Origin of the sequence: Weizmannia acidilactici, from assembly GCF_008974185.1 — a bacterium.
GTDB classification, from domain to species: Bacteria; Bacillota; Bacilli; order Bacillales; family Bacillaceae_C; genus Weizmannia; species Weizmannia acidilactici.
The window spans coordinates 18,847-40,802 of record NZ_BKZP01000026.1 but is presented as its reverse complement, the minus strand read 5'-3'; the positions used below and the strand labels follow the sequence as shown (position 1 = coordinate 40,802).

General features: G+C 45.8%; 17 protein-coding genes and 1 pseudogene. 11 read left to right on the top strand and 7 right to left on the bottom strand.

The genetic code is table 11. The features are described 5' to 3' along the window. Positions 1-130 precede the first annotated feature (130 nt). The 4 genes from BpJC4_RS11575 to BpJC4_RS11560 form a co-directional block, all read right to left on the bottom strand. Positions 131-2,077, bottom strand: a complete 1,947-nt coding sequence (locus BpJC4_RS11575) for an FtsX-like permease family protein (RefSeq protein ID WP_151697934.1) — start codon at positions 2,075-2,077, stop codon at positions 131-133. Then, positions 2,067-2,825, bottom strand: a complete 759-nt coding sequence (locus BpJC4_RS11570) for an ABC transporter ATP-binding protein (RefSeq protein WP_151680900.1) — start codon at positions 2,823-2,825, stop codon at positions 2,067-2,069. Before BpJC4_RS11570 ends, BpJC4_RS11575 begins: the two co-directional genes overlap by 11 nt. A gap of 97 nt (positions 2,826-2,922) precedes the next feature. Then, entirely contained in the window at positions 2,923-3,927 is a 1,005-nt protein-coding gene (locus BpJC4_RS11565; protein WP_151697933.1) for a sensor histidine kinase, read from the bottom strand. Continuing rightward, positions 3,924-4,616, bottom strand: a complete 693-nt coding sequence (locus BpJC4_RS11560) for a response regulator transcription factor (protein WP_151680898.1) — start codon at positions 4,614-4,616, stop codon at positions 3,924-3,926. The genes BpJC4_RS11565 and BpJC4_RS11560 overlap by 4 nt, the downstream gene beginning before the upstream one ends. Before the next feature lie 336 nt (positions 4,617-4,952). On the opposite strand from BpJC4_RS11560, the gene BpJC4_RS16845 reads away from it, so the two are divergent. The 6 genes from BpJC4_RS16845 to BpJC4_RS11540 all read left to right on the top strand — a co-directional run bounded on the left by BpJC4_RS16845 (position 4,953) and on the right by BpJC4_RS11540 (position 11,211). Beyond that, on the top strand, positions 4,953-5,087 hold the full coding sequence (locus BpJC4_RS16845) for a hypothetical protein (RefSeq protein WP_259371268.1): 135 nt from the start codon (positions 4,953-4,955) through the stop codon (positions 5,085-5,087). Between the two features lie 258 nt (positions 5,088-5,345). After that, a complete protein-coding gene (locus BpJC4_RS11555; RefSeq protein ID WP_151682013.1) occupies positions 5,346-6,116 on the top strand; it encodes a class I SAM-dependent methyltransferase in 771 nt (256 codons plus the stop codon). Between the two features lie 142 nt (positions 6,117-6,258). Next, entirely contained in the window at positions 6,259-8,166 is a 1,908-nt protein-coding gene (locus tag BpJC4_RS11550; RefSeq protein ID WP_151681739.1) for a S53 family peptidase, read from the top strand. Positions 8,167-8,514: 348 nt separating this feature from the next. Continuing rightward, the gene (locus BpJC4_RS11545; RefSeq protein WP_151697932.1) at positions 8,515-9,924 is read left to right on the top strand and encodes an amino acid permease; all 1,410 of its coding nucleotides are present in this window, start codon (positions 8,515-8,517) and stop codon (positions 9,922-9,924) included. 165 nt (positions 9,925-10,089) lie between these two features. Then, positions 10,090-10,254 (top strand): hypothetical protein, encoded by a 165-nt coding sequence (locus BpJC4_RS16180; protein ID WP_172968362.1) that lies wholly within the window; start codon positions 10,090-10,092, stop codon positions 10,252-10,254. Positions 10,255-10,389: 135 nt separating this feature from the next. Then, a complete protein-coding gene (locus BpJC4_RS11540) occupies positions 10,390-11,211 on the top strand; it encodes a hypothetical protein (protein WP_151681742.1) in 822 nt (273 codons plus the stop codon). Positions 11,212-11,383: 172 nt separating this feature from the next. On the opposite strand, the gene BpJC4_RS11535 is transcribed toward BpJC4_RS11540, so the two are convergent. Then, positions 11,384-12,739, bottom strand: coding sequence for an MFS transporter (locus BpJC4_RS11535; protein ID WP_151681743.1), 1,356 nt, complete (start codon positions 12,737-12,739; stop codon positions 11,384-11,386). Between the two features lie 205 nt (positions 12,740-12,944). Between BpJC4_RS11535 and BpJC4_RS11530 the strand changes: the two genes are divergently transcribed. The 4 genes from BpJC4_RS11530 (at position 12,945) to BpJC4_RS11515 (ending at position 18,368) form a co-directional block, all read left to right on the top strand. Next, on the top strand, positions 12,945-13,259 hold the full coding sequence (locus tag BpJC4_RS11530; protein ID WP_151697931.1) for an iron-sulfur cluster assembly accessory protein: 315 nt from the start codon (positions 12,945-12,947) through the stop codon (positions 13,257-13,259). A 439-nt stretch (positions 13,260-13,698) separates the two neighbouring features. Continuing rightward, positions 13,699-15,453 carry an ABC transporter ATP-binding protein gene (locus BpJC4_RS11525; RefSeq protein WP_151697930.1) on the top strand — a complete coding sequence of 585 codons (1,755 nt, stop codon included), beginning with the start codon at positions 13,699-13,701 and terminating at the stop codon, positions 15,451-15,453. Next, positions 15,453-17,471: an ABC transporter ATP-binding protein gene (locus BpJC4_RS11520; RefSeq protein ID WP_151697929.1), complete on the top strand. Its 2,019-nt coding sequence runs from the start codon at positions 15,453-15,455 to the stop codon at positions 17,469-17,471. Before BpJC4_RS11525 ends, BpJC4_RS11520 begins: the two co-directional genes overlap by 1 nt. A gap of 156 nt (positions 17,472-17,627) precedes the next feature. Further along, complete coding sequence (locus tag BpJC4_RS11515) at positions 17,628-18,368, top strand: NAD-dependent deacylase (RefSeq protein WP_151681754.1); 741 nt, start codon at positions 17,628-17,630, stop codon at positions 18,366-18,368. 38 nt (positions 18,369-18,406) lie between these two features. Here the strand turns inward: BpJC4_RS11515 and BpJC4_RS11510 are convergent. Both BpJC4_RS11510 and BpJC4_RS11505 read right to left on the bottom strand, forming a co-directional pair. Continuing rightward, positions 18,407-19,197 (bottom strand): annotated as a pseudogene (locus BpJC4_RS11510) (solute symporter family protein). 61 nt (positions 19,198-19,258) lie between these two features. Further along, on the bottom strand, positions 19,259-19,462 hold the full coding sequence (locus BpJC4_RS11505) for a DUF485 domain-containing protein (RefSeq protein WP_151697928.1): 204 nt from the start codon (positions 19,460-19,462) through the stop codon (positions 19,259-19,261). Positions 19,463-19,737: 275 nt separating this feature from the next. Here BpJC4_RS11505 and BpJC4_RS11500 point away from each other — a divergent pair, with 275 nt between their 5' ends. Then, on the top strand, positions 19,738-21,948 hold the full coding sequence (locus tag BpJC4_RS11500; RefSeq protein WP_151697927.1) for an alpha-galactosidase: 2,211 nt from the start codon (positions 19,738-19,740) through the stop codon (positions 21,946-21,948). Positions 21,949-21,956: the final 8 nt, after the last annotated feature.

Below are 21,956 nucleotides of genomic sequence, written 5' to 3'. Positions count from 1 at the left end.
CATTGATTGAACAGATTACATCCCGGGTGGCATCAACTACCCGGCGGACATTGGAGCAGCACGCTGGGAAACCGTTTGGGTCGTGACGGAAGAAAAAATACCCCTTGGCGGCTGCCAAGGGGTTTATAAATTATAAAGCATCCCGGATGGCTTTCTTGTATCCTTCCACAGAAAGCAAGGCAAACACCGAGTACAGCAAGGTATAGAGCCCCATCACGATCAGCATCGGTGCCCAGAGTTCAGAGCCGAAAAAGAACCAGCCGGATTGAACTGCAAAATAACTGTGCAGCAGGCCGAGCAAAAGCGGGATGCCGAAATTAAACAGCTGCTTTATTCGGATACCTTTAGCTAAATCATGATCAGTAAACCCGAGTTTCCGTAAAATCGTATACGTTGGTTTTTCTTCTTCGCTTTCTTCCATCTGTTTAAAGTACAGGATGCAGCCGGATGTGACCAAAAAAGTAAGTCCCAGGAATCCAATAATAAACATTACGATCCCCATATTTTCTTTTTGTTGTTTAATCATTGCCGGGCTCGAATAACTTGAATCATTCCTGTTAAAGCGAATATTCCGGAAAAGGCGGCCGGCTTTTTCAAGATCTTGATTACGGCTGAGATTTACACTGATAAACAGGGAAGAAGAACGTTGAATTTTTGGATCCGCATCTTTTTGCAAGCCTCTAAAAAGGGCATCGTCTACAACCACAGCAGGCATGCCTCCGTTTGAAAAATAACTGGATAGGAGCCGTTCTTTCCGGAGTGCGACACAGCGAAGCGTGGCTGTTTTTTGTTTTCCAGTTAACTCAAAGTTTCCGGACGACTTCATTGGCATAAACTTTGCGAGTGCATCAACATAGCCGGATAATACGGCCTGCCCCGGCTTCACATCAAGCCCTATCACCGAACGGTCGCTGATCACGGAAACCTGCACGGATTTTGGGTTGAGATTTAAATCTTTTGTGTCAACTTGGAACAAGCTGCTTAAATCTGCTTTTTCCTGCACAACTGCAATTTCTTTTTTTCTGAACGGAATTTTGTTGGTGCGTAGTTTTTGCGCAAACTGCTCCGCATCCTTCGCGTTTGTAAATGAAAAATCTGCCGCTGCGGCATTCCTCGCTGCTTTTTCAGCGGAATAATAGGTGATATAGCTCAAGGACAATAACCCGATGGCAAGCGCCGACACTGTCGTAATAATCGTCAGCAGCACAGCATTCGATCTCATACGGAACATGATTGTCGATAGTGACATTACTTCGTTAATGTTTAAATAACCGTCTTTCTTTTTGCGGATGAGATGAAATACAAAGCGGACTGATGTTTTGTAAAAAAGATATGTTCCGAATATGACGAGCGCCAGAATGGAAGCCATGGACGTAAAAAGGGCATTGACCGTCGTAATATCACCGTCAAATAATTTTGAGGATATGAAGTAGCCGGCTGCAATGCATACAAATCCCAAAATGCCGGAGAATATTTCAAATCCCGAGATATTTCCGGATTTGTCCTCCGTTGCCGTAACAGCCTGGAATAGTCCTAAAATGCTTTGCCTTTTGATAAAAATGTAATTCATCAATAGCACAAGAATAAAAATCAGGGTAAAAACAAACAATATCTGCACGAAAGCTTTCGGTGAAAAATTTAGGGCAACGCTGATATTGATATTTAAAATTTTGAATAAGATCATCAGGAGCAGCTTTGAAGCGGCAAACCCTAAGAAAATCCCGATCAGAAGCGAACCAAAATAAAGCAGAAAATTTTCGACGCTGAATATCCAAAATATTTCTTTCTTCATCATGCCGACTAACTGGAACAGACCGATTTCCTTGCTGCGCCTTTTGATAAACAGATGATTGGCATACAGCAGGAAGATTGCGACAATCACAACCAGTAAAATGGAAGCTGACCGAAACGCCGCAAGTCCCTTTACGGAAGACTTTACTTCATTTAAAGAAGGCGCATACTGCAGCGTTACAAAGGCGAAATAGAGTGCCGCACTGAAGGCAAGCGCAAAGATATACAGGGCATAATGCGGAAGATTCTTTTTGAAATTGCGGTAAATTAAGCCGTTAACGCTCATACTCCACACCGCCCAGCACAGCCTGAGTTTTTAGGATCGCCTGATAGAAATCCTGCCTCGATTCTGCTCCTTTATGCAATTGGGAGTAAATCTGTCCGTCTTTAATAAATATCACCCTGTTTGAATAGCTTGCTGCCGCCGCGTCATGTGTCACCATCAAGATTGTCGCTTTTCTGTTTACATTTAAACGGCTTAACTTGTTGAGTAGATCGGAAGCGGATTTTGAATCGAGCGCGCCGGTCGGTTCATCGGCAAATATGATGCTTGGTTCATGGATAAAAGCGCGGGCGGCAGAAGTCCGCTGCTTTTGTCCGCCTGAAATTTCATTCGGGTACTTGTCCTGAATGTCGGAAATGCCAAGTTCTTCGGCAATCATGAGAAACTTTTGGTCCGCCTCGTGCTTTGAAACTTTTTTTACAGACAGCGGCAGCAAAATATTTTCCTTCACCGTCAGCGTGTCCAGCAAATGGTACTCCTGAAAAATAAACCCTAAATGGCGTTTCCGGAACTCCGCCAGCTGCCTTTCTTTCATTTTTGTAAGTTCTTTTCTTCCAATCTGAATCGAGCCGCGGCTAACATGGTCAATCGAAGATAGGACATTAAGCAAAGTTGTTTTGCCGGAACCGGACGGGCCCATGATACTTGCAAACTCTCCTTTCTCAATACTTAAATCAATGCCTTTTAATACTTCCTGTTTGTTCCATTTGTTTCCGTATGATTTATAAATATTTTTGGCTTCAAGAATCATTTGTATCCTCCTCTCTTAACTGATTTCATTATAAAAAAGCCTGCGGAAAGCTTCCTTCGATTTTCCTAACAATAAAGAAAAGCATATGACAGTTTTGTCACATGCCGGTAATGTACTGGAATTCATTTTTGCGCGGAAAAATGAGTGTAAAGGTGGAACCCGTGCCGGGCGCGGATTGGACCGTAAGCCGTATATGCAATTTTTCCGCCGCCCTTTTGGCCAAATACAGCCCAAGCCCGGTTGCAGCCGTGTTTTGATTGCGGTCTGTTGAGGTAAAACCTTTTTCAAAGATTCGCGGCAAATCTTTCGGGTCAATGCCGCACCCGTGGTCTGCCACTGCCAAATGCAGGCGGCCATTTTTGAATTCACCGGAAATCGTGATATCCGTCCCTTCACTGTATTTGACGGCGTTTGTGATCAGCTGCCGAAGAATAAACGCGAGCCATTTTGCATCCGTCACTATTTTCGGTATGTCAAGTTGTATATCAAAACCAATCCCTTTTTGGATGCACCACGACCGCAATGCTTTAATTTCTTGATGAATCAAACGTTTCAAGTCGACATTCTCTATATATAAATCGTTTTCCATATTGCCAATCCGTTTCTGATGGAGCTGCTTGTCAAGAAGGAGGTGGATGCGCAGCCATTCATAGCTTAAGGAGGCTTTTGTGTTTTCATCTTCAATCCGGTCGATCATCAACTGCATGGCGGTCATCGGTGTCTTGATTTCATGGACCCAGGCTGTTAATTCGTCCTTTTCCACTTCCAGCATGGCAACATTTCGGGCAGTGTCCGCTTTTAAATTTTCCGTTTGTGCGACCAACGCCGTTTCAACCAATTTTTCAAAAGGACTGTCAGGTTTCTCTAATTCATTGAGGTCAAGGCTTTCGTCCCAGTCTTTTAAGCCAGCATAAAATTTTGTTTCTTTACGATAACGGTACAGCAAAAACAAAAGAAAGATGACCAAATTTAAAAAGATAATATAGAAGGCAGATTGCACAGCAAATTGCCGGTCGATGGAGGCAATGAACAAAAGGAGCAGCTGTTGCGTAATAAAAATCATCAGCCAGCTTTTCCTTTCATCCAGAAACATCCGGATCATAACATCCCGTCCTTTTCAAGCGCCATATATCCCTGGCCTACTTTTGTTTCAATATAATCGCCGAGCCCGATTTCCCCGAGCTTTTTCCGTAACCGGTTGACATTGACGGTCAGTGTATTATCGCTGACAAACCGTTCATCATCCCATAAACATTTAATCAGATGCGTGCGGCTGACAATCCGGTTTTTCTGATCGACCAGCAACTTTAAGATGAACATTTCATTTTTGGACAGTTCAATGCAGCCATGTTCGTTTTCCACTGTATTTTTCTGTAAGTCAATCGTTGCCCCGCACCATGTTTTCAAAACAGCCTGTTCGCTTGTGTATGCATACACCCGGCGTAGAGTGGCTTGTATTTTGGCGATTAAAACATCGATATGAAAAGGTTTCTGCACATAATCGTCAGCCCCGAGCTGCATCGCCATCACCATATCAGTCGGGTGGTCGCGCGAAGACAGGAAAATAATTGGAACATGGGAATGCGCGCGGATCAACCGGCACCAGTGGAAACCGTCAAATTTTGGCAGTTGGACGTCAATGATGACAAGATCGGGCTGAAATGCCGCGAACGATTCCATTACGTTATGAAAATCGTGAACCCCTGAGACATTAAATGACCATTGCCCGAGCCTTTCTTTTACTTCCCGAAAAAGCGTCTTATCATCTTCAATGATCAAAATTTTAAACAAGAAAACCACTCTTTTCTGTATTGCTACTATCGATTTTACAAGAAAAAGGGCAAGCCTGCTACCCAGGATCGATATCTTAAGAACATCAGTTTCTGTTTATTAGGAATTTTTTACTTCTTTGTCATTAAGATTGGAAATGAATGGCTGTATGTTTTTCCATCCCCGGCTAATATTAAAATAAGCGGAAAGGGGAGTGAGACAATGGGCAAGAAAGATAAACGGGGCGGACAGTCGCTTTTTACATTCGGGAACGGTTGAAATCAGTTTTGAAAAAGAGCCGATGCATTCAAAACTTGCGGTAAATCCCGGCAAACTGGATCGGAAAGGAGGGTCTTCATGAAAACGAAAGATGATTTTCTGGAAGGCGCCAAAGTCACAAAAGACAATCAAATTTACGGGACGCCAAACAGCAAAGCAAAAGCCGGAACCGGCAACTCGCCGAACGATGATCTCGGAAAAAGAAAAAAGTAACCGGCAGCCAAGTATTTCTTGGCTGTTTTTTGTCATAAGTCCGGCTTATGGCAGCTGATCTGAAAATGGAAATGGCTTTTTCCCCAGCCGGTCGTATAGTAAAAATGAGGGAGGAGAAAGAATTGTCCCAAATAATCCTGTTCTCATTATCTAGAAATATCCCGGGACACCCAAGAAATTTGACTTATTACTGCAGGCAAGTAGAAAATGCAGGTTCCGAAACAAGGGCCTAAAAATAATATACGAGGGGGATGGAAAATGGACAATAAACAGGATGTGATAAAACAATTCGGCCAAAATCCGGAAAGCTATGTGGAAAGTGCGATCCACCGCGAGGGGAAAGATTTGCAGATGCTTGTTGAAATGGCTTCGCTTCAAGGCGGCGAAAAGTTCCTCGATATCGCAACGGGCGGCGGGCATACCGCTAATATTTTTGCACCGCTTGTGACGGAAGTGGCGGCACTCGATTTAACGGAAGGAATGCTAAAGGCTGCTGAAAATTTTATCAGGGGAAACGGGCATCAAAACGTTACGTTTATTCAAGGGGATGCCGAAAACCTTCCTTTTCCGGATAGGGTATTTGACATCGCCGCCTGCCGCATTGCATCGCACCATTTTTCGAATGTAAAAGGATTTGTCAGAGAAGTGCAGCGTGTGTTAAAGCAGGGTGGGCAGTTTCTTCTGGACGACAATGTCGCTCCGGAAGACGATGAACTCGATCAATTTTATAATACGATAGAAAAATGTCGCGATTACAGCCATTTCAGGGCATGGAAAAAATCGGAATGGGTCCGGATGCTGGAATGTGGCGGATTTGATTTAGTGGAAATGCGCATTTTCAGAAAAACGTTCTATTTTGAAAAGTGGTGCAGGCAAATGAACCTGCCGGAAAAAGAAAAAATAAATTTGAATCGTTTCATATTGGCATCAAATGAAAAAATCAATAACCATTTTCATATTGTGATAGAGGATGGACTGGTACAAACCTTTCAAGGGGAAGCGGTGTTGATCAAAGCCGTTGTACGCTGATAAACGGATACGCGTACTTTTTATAGTACGCGTTTTTTGTGGAAAAATATAATATTTTCAAATGAAAGTTTATTGTTAAAATTCTAATGGAAGCGTATAATCCAAATTGTAATAATATACCATAGGGAGAAGGCGAATAGGGATGAAAAGGTGGAGAAAAATTGCAGGGTGTATTGCCGTCAGTTCGTTGCTGCTTTTCGGCGCAGTTCCGCCTGTTACGCATGCGCAGACAAACAGCACTGTAAACGTCCAGCAGGCGGGGAGCCCGAAAGACGCAAAAATTTTTGGGGATTTGCCGGGGGATACCCAAGTTTCAGTCGATTTGGTCATGAAAATCCAAAATAAGGACAAGCTGGCGCAATTCATCAAGGAAACGACGACACCGGGAAACAAGAATTATAGAGATTATTTATCAGTTTCCGATTTTAGTAAATCATATGGCGCCAAACCGCAAGTAATTAAAAAAGTAACGGATTATTTAAAAAGTTATGGTATTGCAACAAGCGTTGAGCCGAATCACTTAATCATTAAAGCCAACGGGACGGCCGGCCAATTTAACAAGGCATTTTCGGTTCAATTGAAAAAAGAAAAATATAAAGGAAAAACTTTCCATGGAACAAAAGACAAACCGCGAGTTCCGGCAAGCATCGGGCATGACCTGCTCTGCATTTTAGGGTTGTCCAATTATTCGAATTTCAGTTCTCATGTAGTGAAAAGGGTTCCGTTAAGTAAAGGTGAAAGTGTTCCAACCGGCCCGCTGAACTTAACGCCAAACGATCTCATAAAACAATATCATGTCCAGCCGCTTTACGACAAAGGCGCTGCCGGGGATGGCCAAACGATCGGCATTGTGACCCTTGCCGACTTTAATACGGAAGATGCTTACAGCTTTTGGCAACAGCAGGGAATTTCTGTGAAAAATGACCGGATTACAAAAGTGAATGTGGACGGCGGTTCAGGTTGGGACGGATATGATGAAACGACGCTCGATGTTGAGCAGTCGGGTGCTTTGGCACCGCAAGCCGATATCCGCGTATATATTGGGCCAAACACGGATACTGGTTTTGCCGATGCATTTGCCGCAGCCATCGATGAAAATAAAGCACAGCAAATTTCCGTCAGCTGGGGCGAAAGCGAAATGGCTGTAAATTATTTGGTGCAATTGGAAGAAGAATCACCTGCATATGAAGAAGTGTTTAACCAGTTGTTTATGCAGGCTGCCGCCCAGGGTATCAGCATGTTCGCCGCTTCAGGGGATGAAGGGGCGTATGATGCGGTAAAGGAATTCGGTTTAACGTCAGGCGTTACAGGTGCATCATCCTTGTCTGTCGACACACCGGCGGACAGCCCGTACATTACGGCAGCGGGTGGAACAACATTGCCGTTTACGTTCCATTCCAATACGTATAATATTGATGTCACCAACAGCAAAGAACGTGCATGGGGCTGGGATTATCTCTATGACTATTTTGATGCACGCGGCTTCAATAATGTTGATTCATGGGCAAGCCGGTACCTTGCAGGGGGCGGCGGCGGTTTCAGCAAAGTGTTTGCGACGCCGTATTACCAGCAGAAAGTGCCGGGTGTCAATACGTTTACAGGCGTAAAACAATGGACGCCGAACAGCGACGAATCTTCCCTTACCCGTGACGAAACGCCGACGATTGTAAAAGGCACCGGAACAGGGCGGAACTTGCCGGATATCAGCATGAACGCCGACCCGTACACTGGTTATCTTGTATATTTCAGCGATCCGGGGGAACCGGGAGCATATGCGGGTTATGCCACTTACGGCGGGACAAGCTTTGTTTCTCCGCAGCTTTGCGGCCTTTCCGCTTTGATCAACAGTGCAAATGGTTCGCAAGCAGGTTTCTGGAACCCGCAGCTTTATCGTTTTGCCGTCCAGAAAGATTCGCCGCTGCACCCGCTAAACGATAGAGGTGCGACAAATGACAACGGTTTTTACACCGGAACGCCGGGAACAGTTTACAACCAGGCTACAGGGCTTGGGACACCGGACATTTTCGCACTTGCGAAAAAATTGAAATAAACTTTAGATGACTGTTCCAGAAGTTTGGAACGGTCTTTTTCTATTTTTGTATAAAAATAGAAGCGGACATAGCGCATCTTCCATTAGCAGCGAGTGAGGGATAACTTGGCCAATGTTATCCTCGTTTTTTATCTATTTTTAAAAAAGGTATTATTATAAAATAATAAAATATTTGTTTTTTCGCTACAAACAATTGTTTTTTTAGAGAAAACATACTAAAATGAAATAGTAACTTGTTACAAAAACTGATAAAGGTATTTTATATGTTTTAAGAATTTTTGGTAGATTGGTGTATTCATGAATGCAGCAAACCATATCACGATCAAGATTGTAGCTGGAGTGAAAGGCATGGAAATAAAAGAATTAAACAGAGGCTTGCGGGCGCGCCATATCCAAATGATTGCGATCGGCGGCACGATCGGCGTCGGGTTGTTTATGGGCTCGGCAAGCACGATCAAGTGGACCGGCCCGTCAGTTCTTTTGGCATACGCCATTGCCGGCATTTTTATTTTTTTTATCATGCGCGCCATGGGTGAAATGATATACGTTGAGCCGAGTACAGGGTCATTTGCCACTTTCGGCCATAAATATATCCATCCGCTTGCAGGCTTTATAACAGCCTGGAGCAACTGGTTTCAGTGGGTCGTTGTCGGCATGTCGGAAATTATTGCTGTTGGTTCCTACATGCAGTTCTGGTTTCCGCATTTGCCGGCATGGATTCCGGGATTCGTTGCGATGGTGATTCTCGGCACCGCCAATTTAGTTTCCGTAAAATCGTTTGGCGAGTTTGAGTTTTGGTTTGCCATGATCAAAGTGGTTACCATTGTTCTCATGATTGTCGCCGGCCTCGGCATTATCTTCTTCGGATTCGGTAACGGGGGGCATGCCGTTGGATTCTCCAATCTTTGGCAGCACGGCGGTTTCTTTACAGGCGGAGCAAAAGGATTCTTCTTTGCATTATCTTTGGTCATCGGAGCTTATCAGGGAGTCGAACTAATCGGGATTACGGCTGGCGAAGCGAAGGATCCGCGGAAAACTTTGACGAGCGCCATCCAAAACATCATATGGCGCGTGTTGATTTTCTATATTGGCGCGATTTTTGTTATTGTCACTGTTTATCCGTGGAATGAACTCAATTCAATTGGCAGCCCGTTCGTGGCGACTTTTGCTAAAATCGGGATTACAGCTGCGGCCGGCTTGATTAACTTTGTTATTATTACAGCGGCTTTATCCGGCTGCAACAGCGGGATTTATAGTGCGGGGCGCATGCTATATACGCTCGGGGTGAACGGCCAGGCTCCGAAAATTTTCACGAAAGTTTCCCGGAATGGGGTTCCGCTTCTGGGGACGGTTGGAGTTCTCGCTGGCCTTTTGATCGGCGTCGTTTTAAGTTATATCGCGCCGAAAAACTTATTTGTATATGTATACAGCGCAAGCGTGCTTCCGGGTATGGTGCCGTGGTTCGTCATTTTAATCAGCCAAATCCGTTTCAGGAAAATTAAAACGGCCAAAATGGCGGATCATCCTTTCAAAATGCCGTTTGCACCGGTTTCCAACTATTTCACGATTGCTTTTCTTCTTATGGTATTAATCGGCATGTGGTTTAACCCTGAAACAAAAGTTTCCTTGATCGCCGGAATCGTATTTCTCGGTGTTGTTGTCGCCGGCTATTACGTGTTTGGCGTCGGACACGCGGCTTCAGTTGCGGAAGAACCGGCTAAAAAGCAAAGCAAAAATTTACTGAACGAGTTAAAATAATGTTCTATAAAAAAAGGGGTTGTCCCAAGCCGGCAAATTGGCAAGGGCACCCCTTTTAAAATGCATTGCAATTGGTGATAGCAAATTTTACGAGAGATTTCTGCGGGAAAAGCAGGCCGGGGCGGGATCGTGCTGAGGCATTACATAAGGAGGCTTGCGGCTCGCGTGAAAGAACGTGAATTTCGGAGTAGTTCACAATCTGTGACCAATTTCCCGACCTGTTTTGCAGAATCAGTGGAAACTCCGGAAAAATCAGCGGAAAGATTCGAAAATCGGCGAAAAGTAGAAACAGCAGGAGAAAGAGCTGCAGTCCCCTTGAAAAATTCCTAACACAAACTTCTTTTCAAAATCCATGAGCCCGCCTGGTTTGTTATTAATTAAAAAAACAATTCAAACAACGGATAAAAAGGATTTCTTGACTTCAAGGTGTTACAGCATTAAAATGCTAGGAAACGGGGTGATGTATTGCAAACCATTCTGCATCTTTTACTGCTCAGCCTGGTTGAATTGGTAAATCTTCTGGGGATCATTATTTTGGTCGGGTTTATGCTCGGGTTTCTTGAAAAATGGACGGTACAAGTTTGGTTCCGTGCGTTCGGCTGGAAGGGCATAGCCGCAACAGCATGGCTCGGCACGCCCGCCCATGAACTCAGCCACGCCCTCATGTGCATTGTATTCGGGCACCGCATTACGGAGATCAGATGGCTGCAGCTGAACAGCGGGGATGGGACGCTTGGGTATGTCAGCCACCAATACAATCCAAATAGCATTTACCAAAAAGTTGGAAATTTTTTTATCGGAACGGCGCCTGTGTTTATGGGGATTTTAAATTTGACTCTCGGGATGCATATTTTAGTGCCGGAATCATACGTGCCTTTTGTTGATGCCGTATATGCCATGGTCCGCGAAGATAAGAGCGGCGGCTGTTCCCTTGCTTTGTTGGGCGGGTCCATCGCCGCAGTCACACAACATTTGTTCACAACAGAAAACTTCGCCAACCCACGTTTTTGGCTCTACTGTTTGCTTGCCGTATGCATTTCTTCGCATATTGCGTTAAGCGCGGCAGATTTAAAAGGTGCTTTCAACGGGTGCGTGACAATTTTCGGAGTAATCGTATTACTGAATCTGCTTTCCTTTGTATTTGGTTTTCATACGGATGATCTTATCGCCAAAATTGCGGCTTATAATTTGTATATCATTGCATTTTCAAGCGTCGCAATCCTTTTCTCGCTGCTTTGGCTGTTTGCGGGGATGGCCTTATGCTTGTTGAAGGGAAGGCGTACATAATAAAAAGGGGCTGCCCGATAAACCGGTAACCGGCAAGGGACACCCCTTTTCAAATTGCGTAATTTTTTGCTGATTGTGAAATTTATGAACATTTGCATAAATAGCTTGCAACATGTGTGAAAACGGGTAAATTTCGCGATCATCATATTATCCCGGCATGGGAAGGTCACTTTTAAGCGGCTGCCCCTGCCCGCTTCGGCTTGATGCTGATCAAAAACGAAGCCACACTGACGGCGATCAGAATAATGCCAAGCAGCAGGAACTTTGCCGGTGTAATTTGGCTGGCAAACACAATCCCCAGCACGACCGAAGAAAGGATCGAACCTAAGTACCGGCATGTCTGAAAAAGGCCGGAACTGGTGCCGACCATATTTTCCGGGGATTCTTCAAGCATTGCGGCCTGGAGGGCAACATTGCCGATGCCGTATCCGATGCCGAGAATAAACAGGATAATGCCCATGAGCCAAACCGGTGCGTTGACAAAGAAAAGCGCCATTAATACGGAACCGGCAATCATGGTGAGGGCGCCAATTCGGATCGGGCCGGCTGTACCGACAGCGTCTATCCATTTACCGGATGCGAGGGAAACGAGAATGCTTGCACCCGACATAAACAGCATCATTAAGCCGCTCGTATGCACGCTAAAATGCAGCCCGTCCTGGAAAAAGCTCGGCAGCCCGAAAAATAAGCAGTAGTTAAATAAATTCAGTACGATAAACTGGACATACACAATTGTTAAAGAAGGATGACGGGCCAAAAAGCGGACATCGATAAAAGGCGTTTTCGACTTCAATTCATACAAAATGAACAAAGCCAGCAAAACGGTGCCGGAAATTGCCGCCCACCATCGCACCGCTGTTTCAAGTGTTAATAGAAAATATAACAGCAGGACTAGCCCGGTTGCAAACAGGAAGATGCCCGCCCAGTCCAGCTGGTGGGTCACGTTTTTCAATGTGGCACCTTTTTTTGCCAGGTCTTTCGGAATCATAAACCAGCCGAGCAACAAGCTGACCGCGATAAAAGGGAAATTCACAAGAAAGATGGACGGCCAGCCCCCGATACCAATCAAAAGGCCGCCGACTGTCGGGCCGAGCGCAGTCATGGCAGAAGCGAAAATCGACAGCACCGCCAAAGCGGAAGCCTGGTTTTCGTGAATGTGCTTGCGGATCAGCGCCACCCCTGAAGGATAAATCGCGCTTGAACCGATGGACTGGAACAAGCGCATCACAAGCAGCACGAAAAATGCCGGGGCAAGCGGTGCTCCGAATGCCGAAACCGCAACGAGCAAAAGCCCTGCGAGAAATATTTTTTTACACCCAATCATATCGCCGATTTTCCCCGTCACAGGCTGTGCGACTGCACTTGCCAAATAAAAGGATGAAATCAGCCATGACACCGTTGGAAAACTTAAATGGAAGTCTTTCTGGATGCTGTGGAGGGCGAGCGAAATCATCGATGAGTTCAGCGGGTTCAACATCGTTCCGGATGCAATTGCCGTTAAAAATACTGTTCTTTTAGATAAAGCCATACGTTCATTCGCCTCACTCGTAATAGGAAACCTTTCCGACAGGCTATCCATTTCAATCTTTTTCATTCTTATAAAAACAGGAATATGATACTACAAATATTTTGGATATGCAAATATTAAGATGGTGAAGAATGCATCCCATTTTGAGATTGGCGCTTTTTCTGGCATAATAAAGAAGCAAAATCGATAGAATTGAGGTTGGAAGATGAAAGTAAAAATCAATCGCAACGCAGCAAAAGTGTTAAAGAATATGCTGAACTTGGAAGAGGCGGAAGGGAGAATGATCCGTGTTTATGTAACCCATATGCATGGCGATCATGCCCATTACGGCATTATGTTCGATACGCCGGGGGAGCATGACGAAATTGTGAAAACAGACAAGGATATTGATATTCTCCTTGATTCCCGCGAATCGTTTCTGGACGGCATCTGGATCCAATATTTTTATGTCCCGCAGGAAGAGTTTGTCATCACGAATCCGAGGATTGAGCGCGAGCACGGTCATCACCATCATCATTAATTTGAGAAACATTACAAAGATGAAAATTTTCCCAAAAATCCATTGACGGATTCCGGCAGGCGTGCTACAATATGGCTACTAAAATAAAGTACGGAAAGGAGGCTGCGTGCGATGAGAAGAATGCAAAACCCGCAAAAATTTGCACAATTCCATATGCACGCAGCCTTTGCGGTTTCTGCCTGACCGGGCTTTAAGTTGCAAGAAAGCCGCATGGCATGTTGTGTGCGTCGCCTTGCGCATTTTTATGAAAGCATAGTATTGCTCGTCATAAAGAGCGTGCTGTGCTTTTTTGCATTTTTAAAGGAATTCAGCTGATCAGGCTGTTCTCATATTATCCGGCAAAAGAGAAGGAGAGGAAATGAGGAAAAGAATGGTTTGGCTTTTCAATTTTGCTGAGAAAGAGAGCGGATAGAAGAAAATTCGGAAGGAGGACGACGGTTTGTTTAGCGTACTGGGGAAATTGCGCTGGTTTTTTAAAACATACTGGAAAAGATATACGATTGCGGTTCTTGCGCTCTGCATCGTGAATTTGTTGGAAGTCGTTCCGCCGATGATTGTTGGCGATTCCATCGATAAGATTTTTAACGGGGGGATGACGGCGCAAATTTTTACCTATTATATTGCCGGAATGCTGGCCATTGCGGCTGCGCTGTACGGGCTGACGTACATATGGCAGTACAATTTGTTCGGCGGTGCGTTTATCGTGGAAAAAACGCTGCGTTCCCGGCTGATGAACCATTTTTTGAAGATGGCGCCCCCTTTTTTTGAGAAAAACCGGACGGGGGACTTGATGGCGCGTGCCACGAACGATCTGCGCGCGGTATCGCAGACGGCGGGCTTCGGTATCCTAACGCTTGTCGATTCGACAATGTATATGCTAACGATCATCATTACGATGGGCTTGCTTGTATCTTGGAAATTAACGCTCGTTTCCGTATTGCCGCTCCCTTTTCTTGCGGCAGGCATCAAAGTGCTGGGCGAAAAAATCCATAAGCGTTTTACGGTTGCCCAGGATGCATTCGGGGACTTAAATGACCGCGTGCTGGAGTCGGTGGCGGGCGTCCGCGTCATCCGTGCCTATCATCAGGAACAGGCGGATGAAGCGAAATTCCGGATGATGACAGAAGACGTTTATCACAAAAACATCGCGGTTGAAAAAATCGATGCGCTTTTTAATCCGCTCACGAAAATCATTACCGGGCTGAGTTATACAATTGGTCTTGCATACGGCACATATTTGGTCTTCCGGCAGCAAATCACCCTTGGGAATCTCGTCTCCTTTAATGTGTATTTGGGGATGCTGACATGGCCGATGTTTGCGATCGGCGAGCTGATGAATGTTATGCAGCGCGGCAATGCCTCACTCGACCGCGTGCAGGAAACATTGCGGTACGAGGAAGATGTGAAAGATCCGGATGTGCCGAAAACCGTTGAAAACCCGGATGAGATCGACTTCCGGAATTTTTCATTCCAATATCCGCAGTCCCGTAATAAGAATTTGCGGGACATCCATTTGCATATCCATAAAGGCGACACCATCGGGATTGTCGGGAAAACCGGAAGCGGCAAAACGACGCTGATTAAACAGTTGTTGCGCGAATATCCGCTTGGGAGCGGGGTGCTTTCGGTTTCCGGGATGCCAATCGAGGAACTGGAAAAAGGGAAAGTCCGTAGCTGGATCGGATATGTGCCGCAGGATCATATCCTGTTTTCCCGGACGGTAAAAGAAAACATTCTTTTCGGCGTAGACACGTCATCGGAAGAAGAACTACAGAAAGTGATCCGGATTACCGCTCTTGAAAAAGATATCGGGATGTTACCAAACGGATTGGATACGCTTGTCGGCGAAAAAGGCGTGGCGTTATCCGGCGGCCAGAAGCAGCGGATTTCGATCGCCCGGGCACTGATAAAAAACCCGGAAATTTTAATCCTCGATGATGCCCTTTCTGCAGTTGACGCGAAAACGGAATCGGCTATCATTGCGAACATCCGGAAAGAACGGCAAAATAAAACGACCATCATCGCGACACACCGGCTGTCGGCAATCGAACATGCGCAATGGATTATCGTCTTGGACGGGGGCCGGATAGCGGAAGAAGGCACGCATGAACAATTGCTTGAAAGACGCGGCTGGTATTATGAGCAGTACATGCGCCAGCAGGTCCTTGCGTCGCACGAGGAGGTGAAAGCATAGTGGCTGCCAAACGTCTTATCCAATATGCGCTAACGTTTAAAGGCATCATTATTACCGCTTTGGCGGCGCTGATGGTGGCGGTTGGTGCTGATGTGCTTAGTCCGATCGTTTCAAAAAATATGATCGACCACCATATTACCGGGATTGAAAGCGAGTGGGTGGAAACGGCCAAGTCACCGCAGGCCGTAGCCTACGGAAGCCGTTATTATAAACGGTTAGCATATGCGTCTGAAGAGGAGAAAAAAGGGAAAAAGGTTTCAATCGTGCAGGTTGGCAAAAACTTTTACTTCGCGGAAGGAAAAGTGGAAACCGACGGAAAGCATTCAATCCGGAACGGAAAAGTCTATGTCACCTATAACGGGAAAACAACAACCTATCCGGCTGTACGGTTGTCTTATTCGGAAGTGCTGCGTTTTTACAGTCCGGAAGTCCCATATATTATCAACCTACTAGTCCTATATTTTGCCCTCTACATTGTGTCGGGCCTCGGTCAGTTTGCACAGTATTTTTATCTGCAAAAAGCGGCAAACCGGATCATCCAGAAAATGCGCAACGATGTGTTCAGCCATCTGCAAAAGCTGCCGATCCAGTTTTTTGACAATTCGCCGGCCGGAAAAATCGTTTCGCGCATTACGAATGATACGGAAGCCATCCATGAGCTGTATGTGGCCGTGCTGTCGAATTTTTTCAGCGGCGCCATTTATATCATTGGTATCTATATTGCGATGCTTTTACTTGATTGGAGGCTCGCGATGATCTGCACGGTTTTAATCCCGGTTTTGTTCATTTGGATGCGGGTGTACAGAAAGTTTGCACAAAAATATAATTACATGATCCGTTCCAAAGTAAGCGAAATGAACGCGATGATCAATGAATCGATTCAGGGGATGCCGGTTATCCAGGCTTTCCGCCGCGAAAAACAAACGAAGAATGCTTTTGAAAAACTGAATGGGACGCATTTCCGCTACCAAAAAAAATTGCTTGTTTTGAATTCCTTGTCGTCCCATAACTTAACCGGTATTTTGAAAAACTTGGTGCTCGTCTCGTTCCTCTGGTATTTCGGGCACGATGCGGCTTCAGGGCTTGTTTCGGGGCTATCGGTCGGCCTGCTGTATGCGTATGTGGATTATATTAACCGGTTGTTTAACCCGATCAGCAATATTGTAAACCAGTTTGGTAATTTGGAGCAGGCAATTGTTTCCGGCGAACGGGTTTTTAAACTGCTGGGCGAAAAAGGAGAAGATGTTAGCAGCGAAGCAGTGCCGCGCTTTAAAGGCCATGTCGTTTTTGACCATGTATACTTTGCCTACAAAGAAAATAAATACGTGCTAAAGGACATCGATTTTGAAGCAAAACCGGGCGAAACAGTTGCGCTTGTCGGTCATACCGGTTCCGGAAAAAGCTCGATCATGAATGTGCTGTTCCGGTTTTATGACTGTACGAAAGGCGAAATCCGCATTGACGGCACCGATATCCGGTCGCTTCCCCGGCAGACTGTGCGCGAACATATGGCGATTGTGCTTCAGGACCCGTACTTGTTTACAGGCACCATTTATTCGAACGTGAGTCTTGGCGATCCGCGCATTACACGGGAAAAAGCAGCCGCTGTTTTAAAAGCAGTCGGCGCCGATAAAGTGCTTGGGAATCTTGAAAAAGGGCTGGATGAGCCGGTGATCGAAAAGGGAAGCACCCTTTCTTCCGGCCAGCGCCAATTGATTTCTTTTGCGCGCGCGCTCGCTTTTGACCCTGCCATTTTAATACTGGATGAGGCAACTTCAAATATTGATACGGAAACTGAAACGCTAATACAGGAAGCAATGGATGTGCTGAAAAAAGGGCGCACAACTTTCATCATCGCCCACCGATTGTCCACAATCAAAAATGCGGACCAGATTTTGGTGCTGGACCGCGGCCGGATTGTTGAACGGGGAAACCACGAGGAACTGATGGGAAGAAAAGGTAAGTATTACCAAATGTATCAGATGCAGCACGGAAACCGGGCGGAAGAAGCAGGTTAATGGGCAGGGCGCACCGTAAATGCCGGTGGTGCGCCTTGTGAATAGGTAAATGTTTATTCCCTTTTTGCCGTTTTTGGTAAAATAGAATATAGAAGAAACTTCATATCGTCCGGGAAGGGAAATATGATGAAGAAGGGAAGTGATCGTTTGCCAATTATGGAAGATGAAGAAAGCTATGTGATCCATGAACTGAGCCAAAGCCTGGTTGCGGCGAAGCACACGACCGTCTTTACAGGTGCCGGAATGTCGACGGAAAGCGGGCTTCCTGATTTCCGTTCATCCACAAAGGGGTTATGGAAAAAAGTGCATCCTGAAACGGTTGCAAGCGTATCGGCGATGAATGAAAACGTGCAAAGTTTTATTGATTTTTATTACGAGCGGATGAAAAGCCAGCAGCAAGTGGAGCCCCATGCCGGCCATACCATTTTAGCCGTTTGGGAAAAACAGGGGCTGATTTCATCCATTATTACGCAAAATGTTGACGGACTGCACCAGGATGCCGGCAGCAGCAATGTCATCGAATTGCACGGCACTTTGAGAAAATGCCATTGCAACCGCTGCGGCAAGGAGTATCCGGATACGGCCTTTCTGAAAGGTGATTACAAGTGCGCTTGCGGCGGATTGATCCGGCCTTCCGTCGTTCTATTCGGCGAGAGCCTGCCGTTTGATGCGTTTTACAAGGCAAGCGAAGAAACGGAACAGGCCGACCTCTTTATCGTGCTCGGTTCCTCGCTTTCAGTGACGCCGGCCAACCAGTTTCCGCTTGCCGCAAAGAAAAACGGCGCGAAGCTGGTTATTGTCAACATGGAACCGACGGAACTGGATTATGCGGCGGATTTGGTGATAAGGAACTGGAAAATCGGTGAACTGCTTGAAACGGTAAACCGGTTTGTTTAAAAAATTTATCCCCCGCGTATTACAGCGGGGGCTTTTGCTTACTCTTTAAATCCGGTGTTGGCTTTTACCGTTACTTCCGCGAACCGTTTTGCATCCTGTTTATTGGAAGCAACAGCCAATATAGGAGCCGATAAATCCGATCGGAACGGAAAAAATCGCCGGATTGGTCAGCGTGATGAGCGGGTTCACGGAAAAATGGCCGCCCCTTCAACAGGGAAAAACACATTCGGGCTGACCGCCACCAGTACAAGTGAAGAGATCAGGCCGCAAAGCATACCTGTGATCGCGCCTGCGGTATTAAATTTTTCCAATAAATCGTATAAATCATGACCGGCAAATTTGCGCTCTCCGCCACGCAAAAGGCAAGCGTAACGAGAAAAGCTACGTTCATTTCCTGCGCAAACAATGCGAGCAACGAAAATACCGCAACACCGATGGAAGCATAACGGGCCGCAAGCATCTGCTGTTTCTCAGACACCTGTCCTTTTTTAACAATTTGGCCGTAAATATCATGCACAAATGCTGATGCACCGGAAAGCACAAGGCCGGAGACCACCGCCAAAATGGTTGCAAACTACAGCACAACGTGATAAGCGACAAGATAACCGAAGCTGTAGAAAAATCCGTCAATCCCGTTTAAAGCAATCATTCCGGAAATGCCGAGGAAAGAAGCCGCGGATAAATAATTGCCGGCAATCGCCATGCCGTTTTGCCAGCCGCTTAAGCCCCCGCCCGCCGTGTAAAATTCGTTAGCGGTTTTCGTGTGTTTTGTGGCGTAGTAAGTGATGACGAGCGTCAAGGCAACAATAATGATAACGATTTCATTCATACAACTTTATCCCCCTTTTGCATATGCTTATCAAGGACATCCTGCGCCAGCCGGTCAATGGTCAAAAAAGCGGTTTTCTGACGTATACGGTACATAAGATCCAAGTCATCACAATTTGAGAAATTGCAAATACCCAGGTCCATGTAATATCACCGGCATACGGACGGTTCAACACTTTAGAATATGAGGTTAAAACGGGAAGGGAGAAATAAAAAACAAGAAAGAAGGCGGTAAGCGGTACTATAAATTTCTTTTTCTCTGCCATCAGCTTTTAGAGTTTGGGACTTGATGCAATCTGTTCAAAATCCACATTTGACGAATGATTGCGTACCAATTTCTCCATAAATGCGACTCTTTTTGATGGAATTTCCCCTAATCGTAACGGATTGTTCACAAAATTGCAATGTTATTTTTAGATAATTAAAAAAATAAAATGCGACCACAGAATAGTTTACGAAAAGAATGATTTGTGGAAGAAAAAATATGATTGCAATGCCGTTTATACGCGTATAAATGAAAAAAACGAATGAGAGGTGCAGAATGCCGATTTTTGTAAATGAAAAAACGCAGGAATTTCATCTGCAGAATAATGGGATCAGTTATATTTTTGGCGTCATCAGCGAGAGCGGGCAGCTGGAGCACTTATATTTCGGGAAAAAAATCCGCCACCGCCCGTCTTTCCAACATTTAAAGGAAAGAAGAAGGCACAGTGCTTCGACGAACCGCATTGAAGGCAGCTATACGACATCCCTCGAATACATCAAACAAGAATACCCTGCTTACGGCACAACAGATTTCCGTATGCCTGCATATGAAATCAGGGACAAAATGGGGAGCACCATTTCTGATTTCCGTTACCGGGGGTATTCGATCCGTAAAGGCAAGCCGAAACTTGAAGGACTGCCGGCAACCTATACAGAAAACATCCATGAGGCGGAAACGCTTGAAATTTATTTGTTTGACGATGTGCTTGGGGGGGAGCTGATTTTATTTTATACCATTTTTAACGGCTGGGACGCTATTACCCGTCATGCGGTTTTTTCAAATAAAGGCGGGGAACGTTTTTATTTAAATGCAGCGATGAGCGCAAGCATTGATTTTCCTGATTCCGATTTTGAAATGGTTACACTTGCCGGGGCATGGGCGCGCGAGATGGATGTGCAGGCAAAGCCGCTGGGGAGGGGAATCCAATCTGTATACAGCGCAAGAGGGGCAAGTAGCCACCAGTTCAACCCTTTTCTTGCGCTGAAAAGGCCGGATGCGACAGAAGGAAGCGGGGAAGTATACGGCTTCAGTCTTGTGTACAGCGGAAATTTTCTTGCCCAAGTTGAAGTCGATAACTTTCACGTGACACGTATCATGATAGGTATTCATCCGTTCCAGTTTAAGTGGAAACTGAATCCGGGCGAAACTTTTACAACGCCGGAGTGTGTGATCGTCTATTCCGTCCGGGGCCTGAATGGTATGAGCCAAACGTACCATGAACTGTACCGCACCCGTCTTGTCCGCGGCATTTGGCGGGATAAACCACGTCCGGTTTTATTCAATAATTGGGAAGCAACGTACTTCCGTTTTACTGAAGAAAAGATTTTGACGCTTGCAATGGAATCAAAAAAATTAGGGATTGAGCTGTTTGTGCTTGATGACGGCTGGTTCGGCAGGCGGGACAATGACAAAAGCTCCCTCGGGGACTGGGAGCCGAACCTTGAAAAACTACCGGGCGGAATCAAAGGGTTGTCGGAAAAAATCGAGGCGCTCGGTATGAAATTCGGCCTTTGGTTCGAACCGGAGATGGTGAACAAAGATTCCAATTTGTACCGGAAGCACCCGGATTGGGTCATCTCAGTTCCAGGCAGGCCGATGTCGCACGGACGGAACCAATATGTGTTGGACTTTACCCGGGACGAGGTCGTGGGTTATGTTTTTGAAGCGATGAGCAGAACAATCCGGGAATCGAAAATTTCTTATATCAAATGGGACATGAACCGGAATATGACGGAAGTATTTTCAAAAGCATGGCCGAAAAGCAGGCAGGGGGAAATTTTCCACCGTTATATTCTCGGGGTGTATAAGCTATACGAAAAATTAATTTCACATTTTCCAAATATACTTTTTGAATCATGCGCAAGCGGGGGAGGGCGGTTCGATCCGGGCATGCTGTATTATGCGCCGCAGACTTGGGCGAGTGATGACACGGATGCGGTCGAAAGATTGAAAATCCAATATGGAGCATCACTCGTTTATCCGCTTTCCTCCATCGGCAGCCATGTATCCGCTGTGCCGAACCATCAAACAGGAAGGATCACGCCGCTTGAAACACGGGCAAATGCCGCTTATTTCGGCGCCTTCGGCTATGAACTCGATCTTACGTCTTTAACCGTTGAAGAAAAAACCGCCATAAAAAAACAGATCGCTTTTTTCAAAGCAAAACGTGCCCTGTTCCGATTCGGCCGCTTTTACCGTTTGTTAAGCCCGTTCCCCTCCAATGAAGCTGCCTGGATGGCCGTATCCTCGGACCAAAAGGAAGCGGTCGTGGGATATTACCGGGTACTGGCACAGCCGAATCCGCCTTTTTCACGCATCCGGCTTGCGGGGCTTGATCCGGGGATGCTGTATGCGGTGGATGGATACGGCGAACCGGTTTATGGCGATGAATTGATGCAAGTTGGCCTCCTCCTTGATAAAATAGAAACCAAAGGTGATTTTGTATCATCCTTGTATTGCATCCGTGCTGCCGAAAAAGACGGATAAATATATGG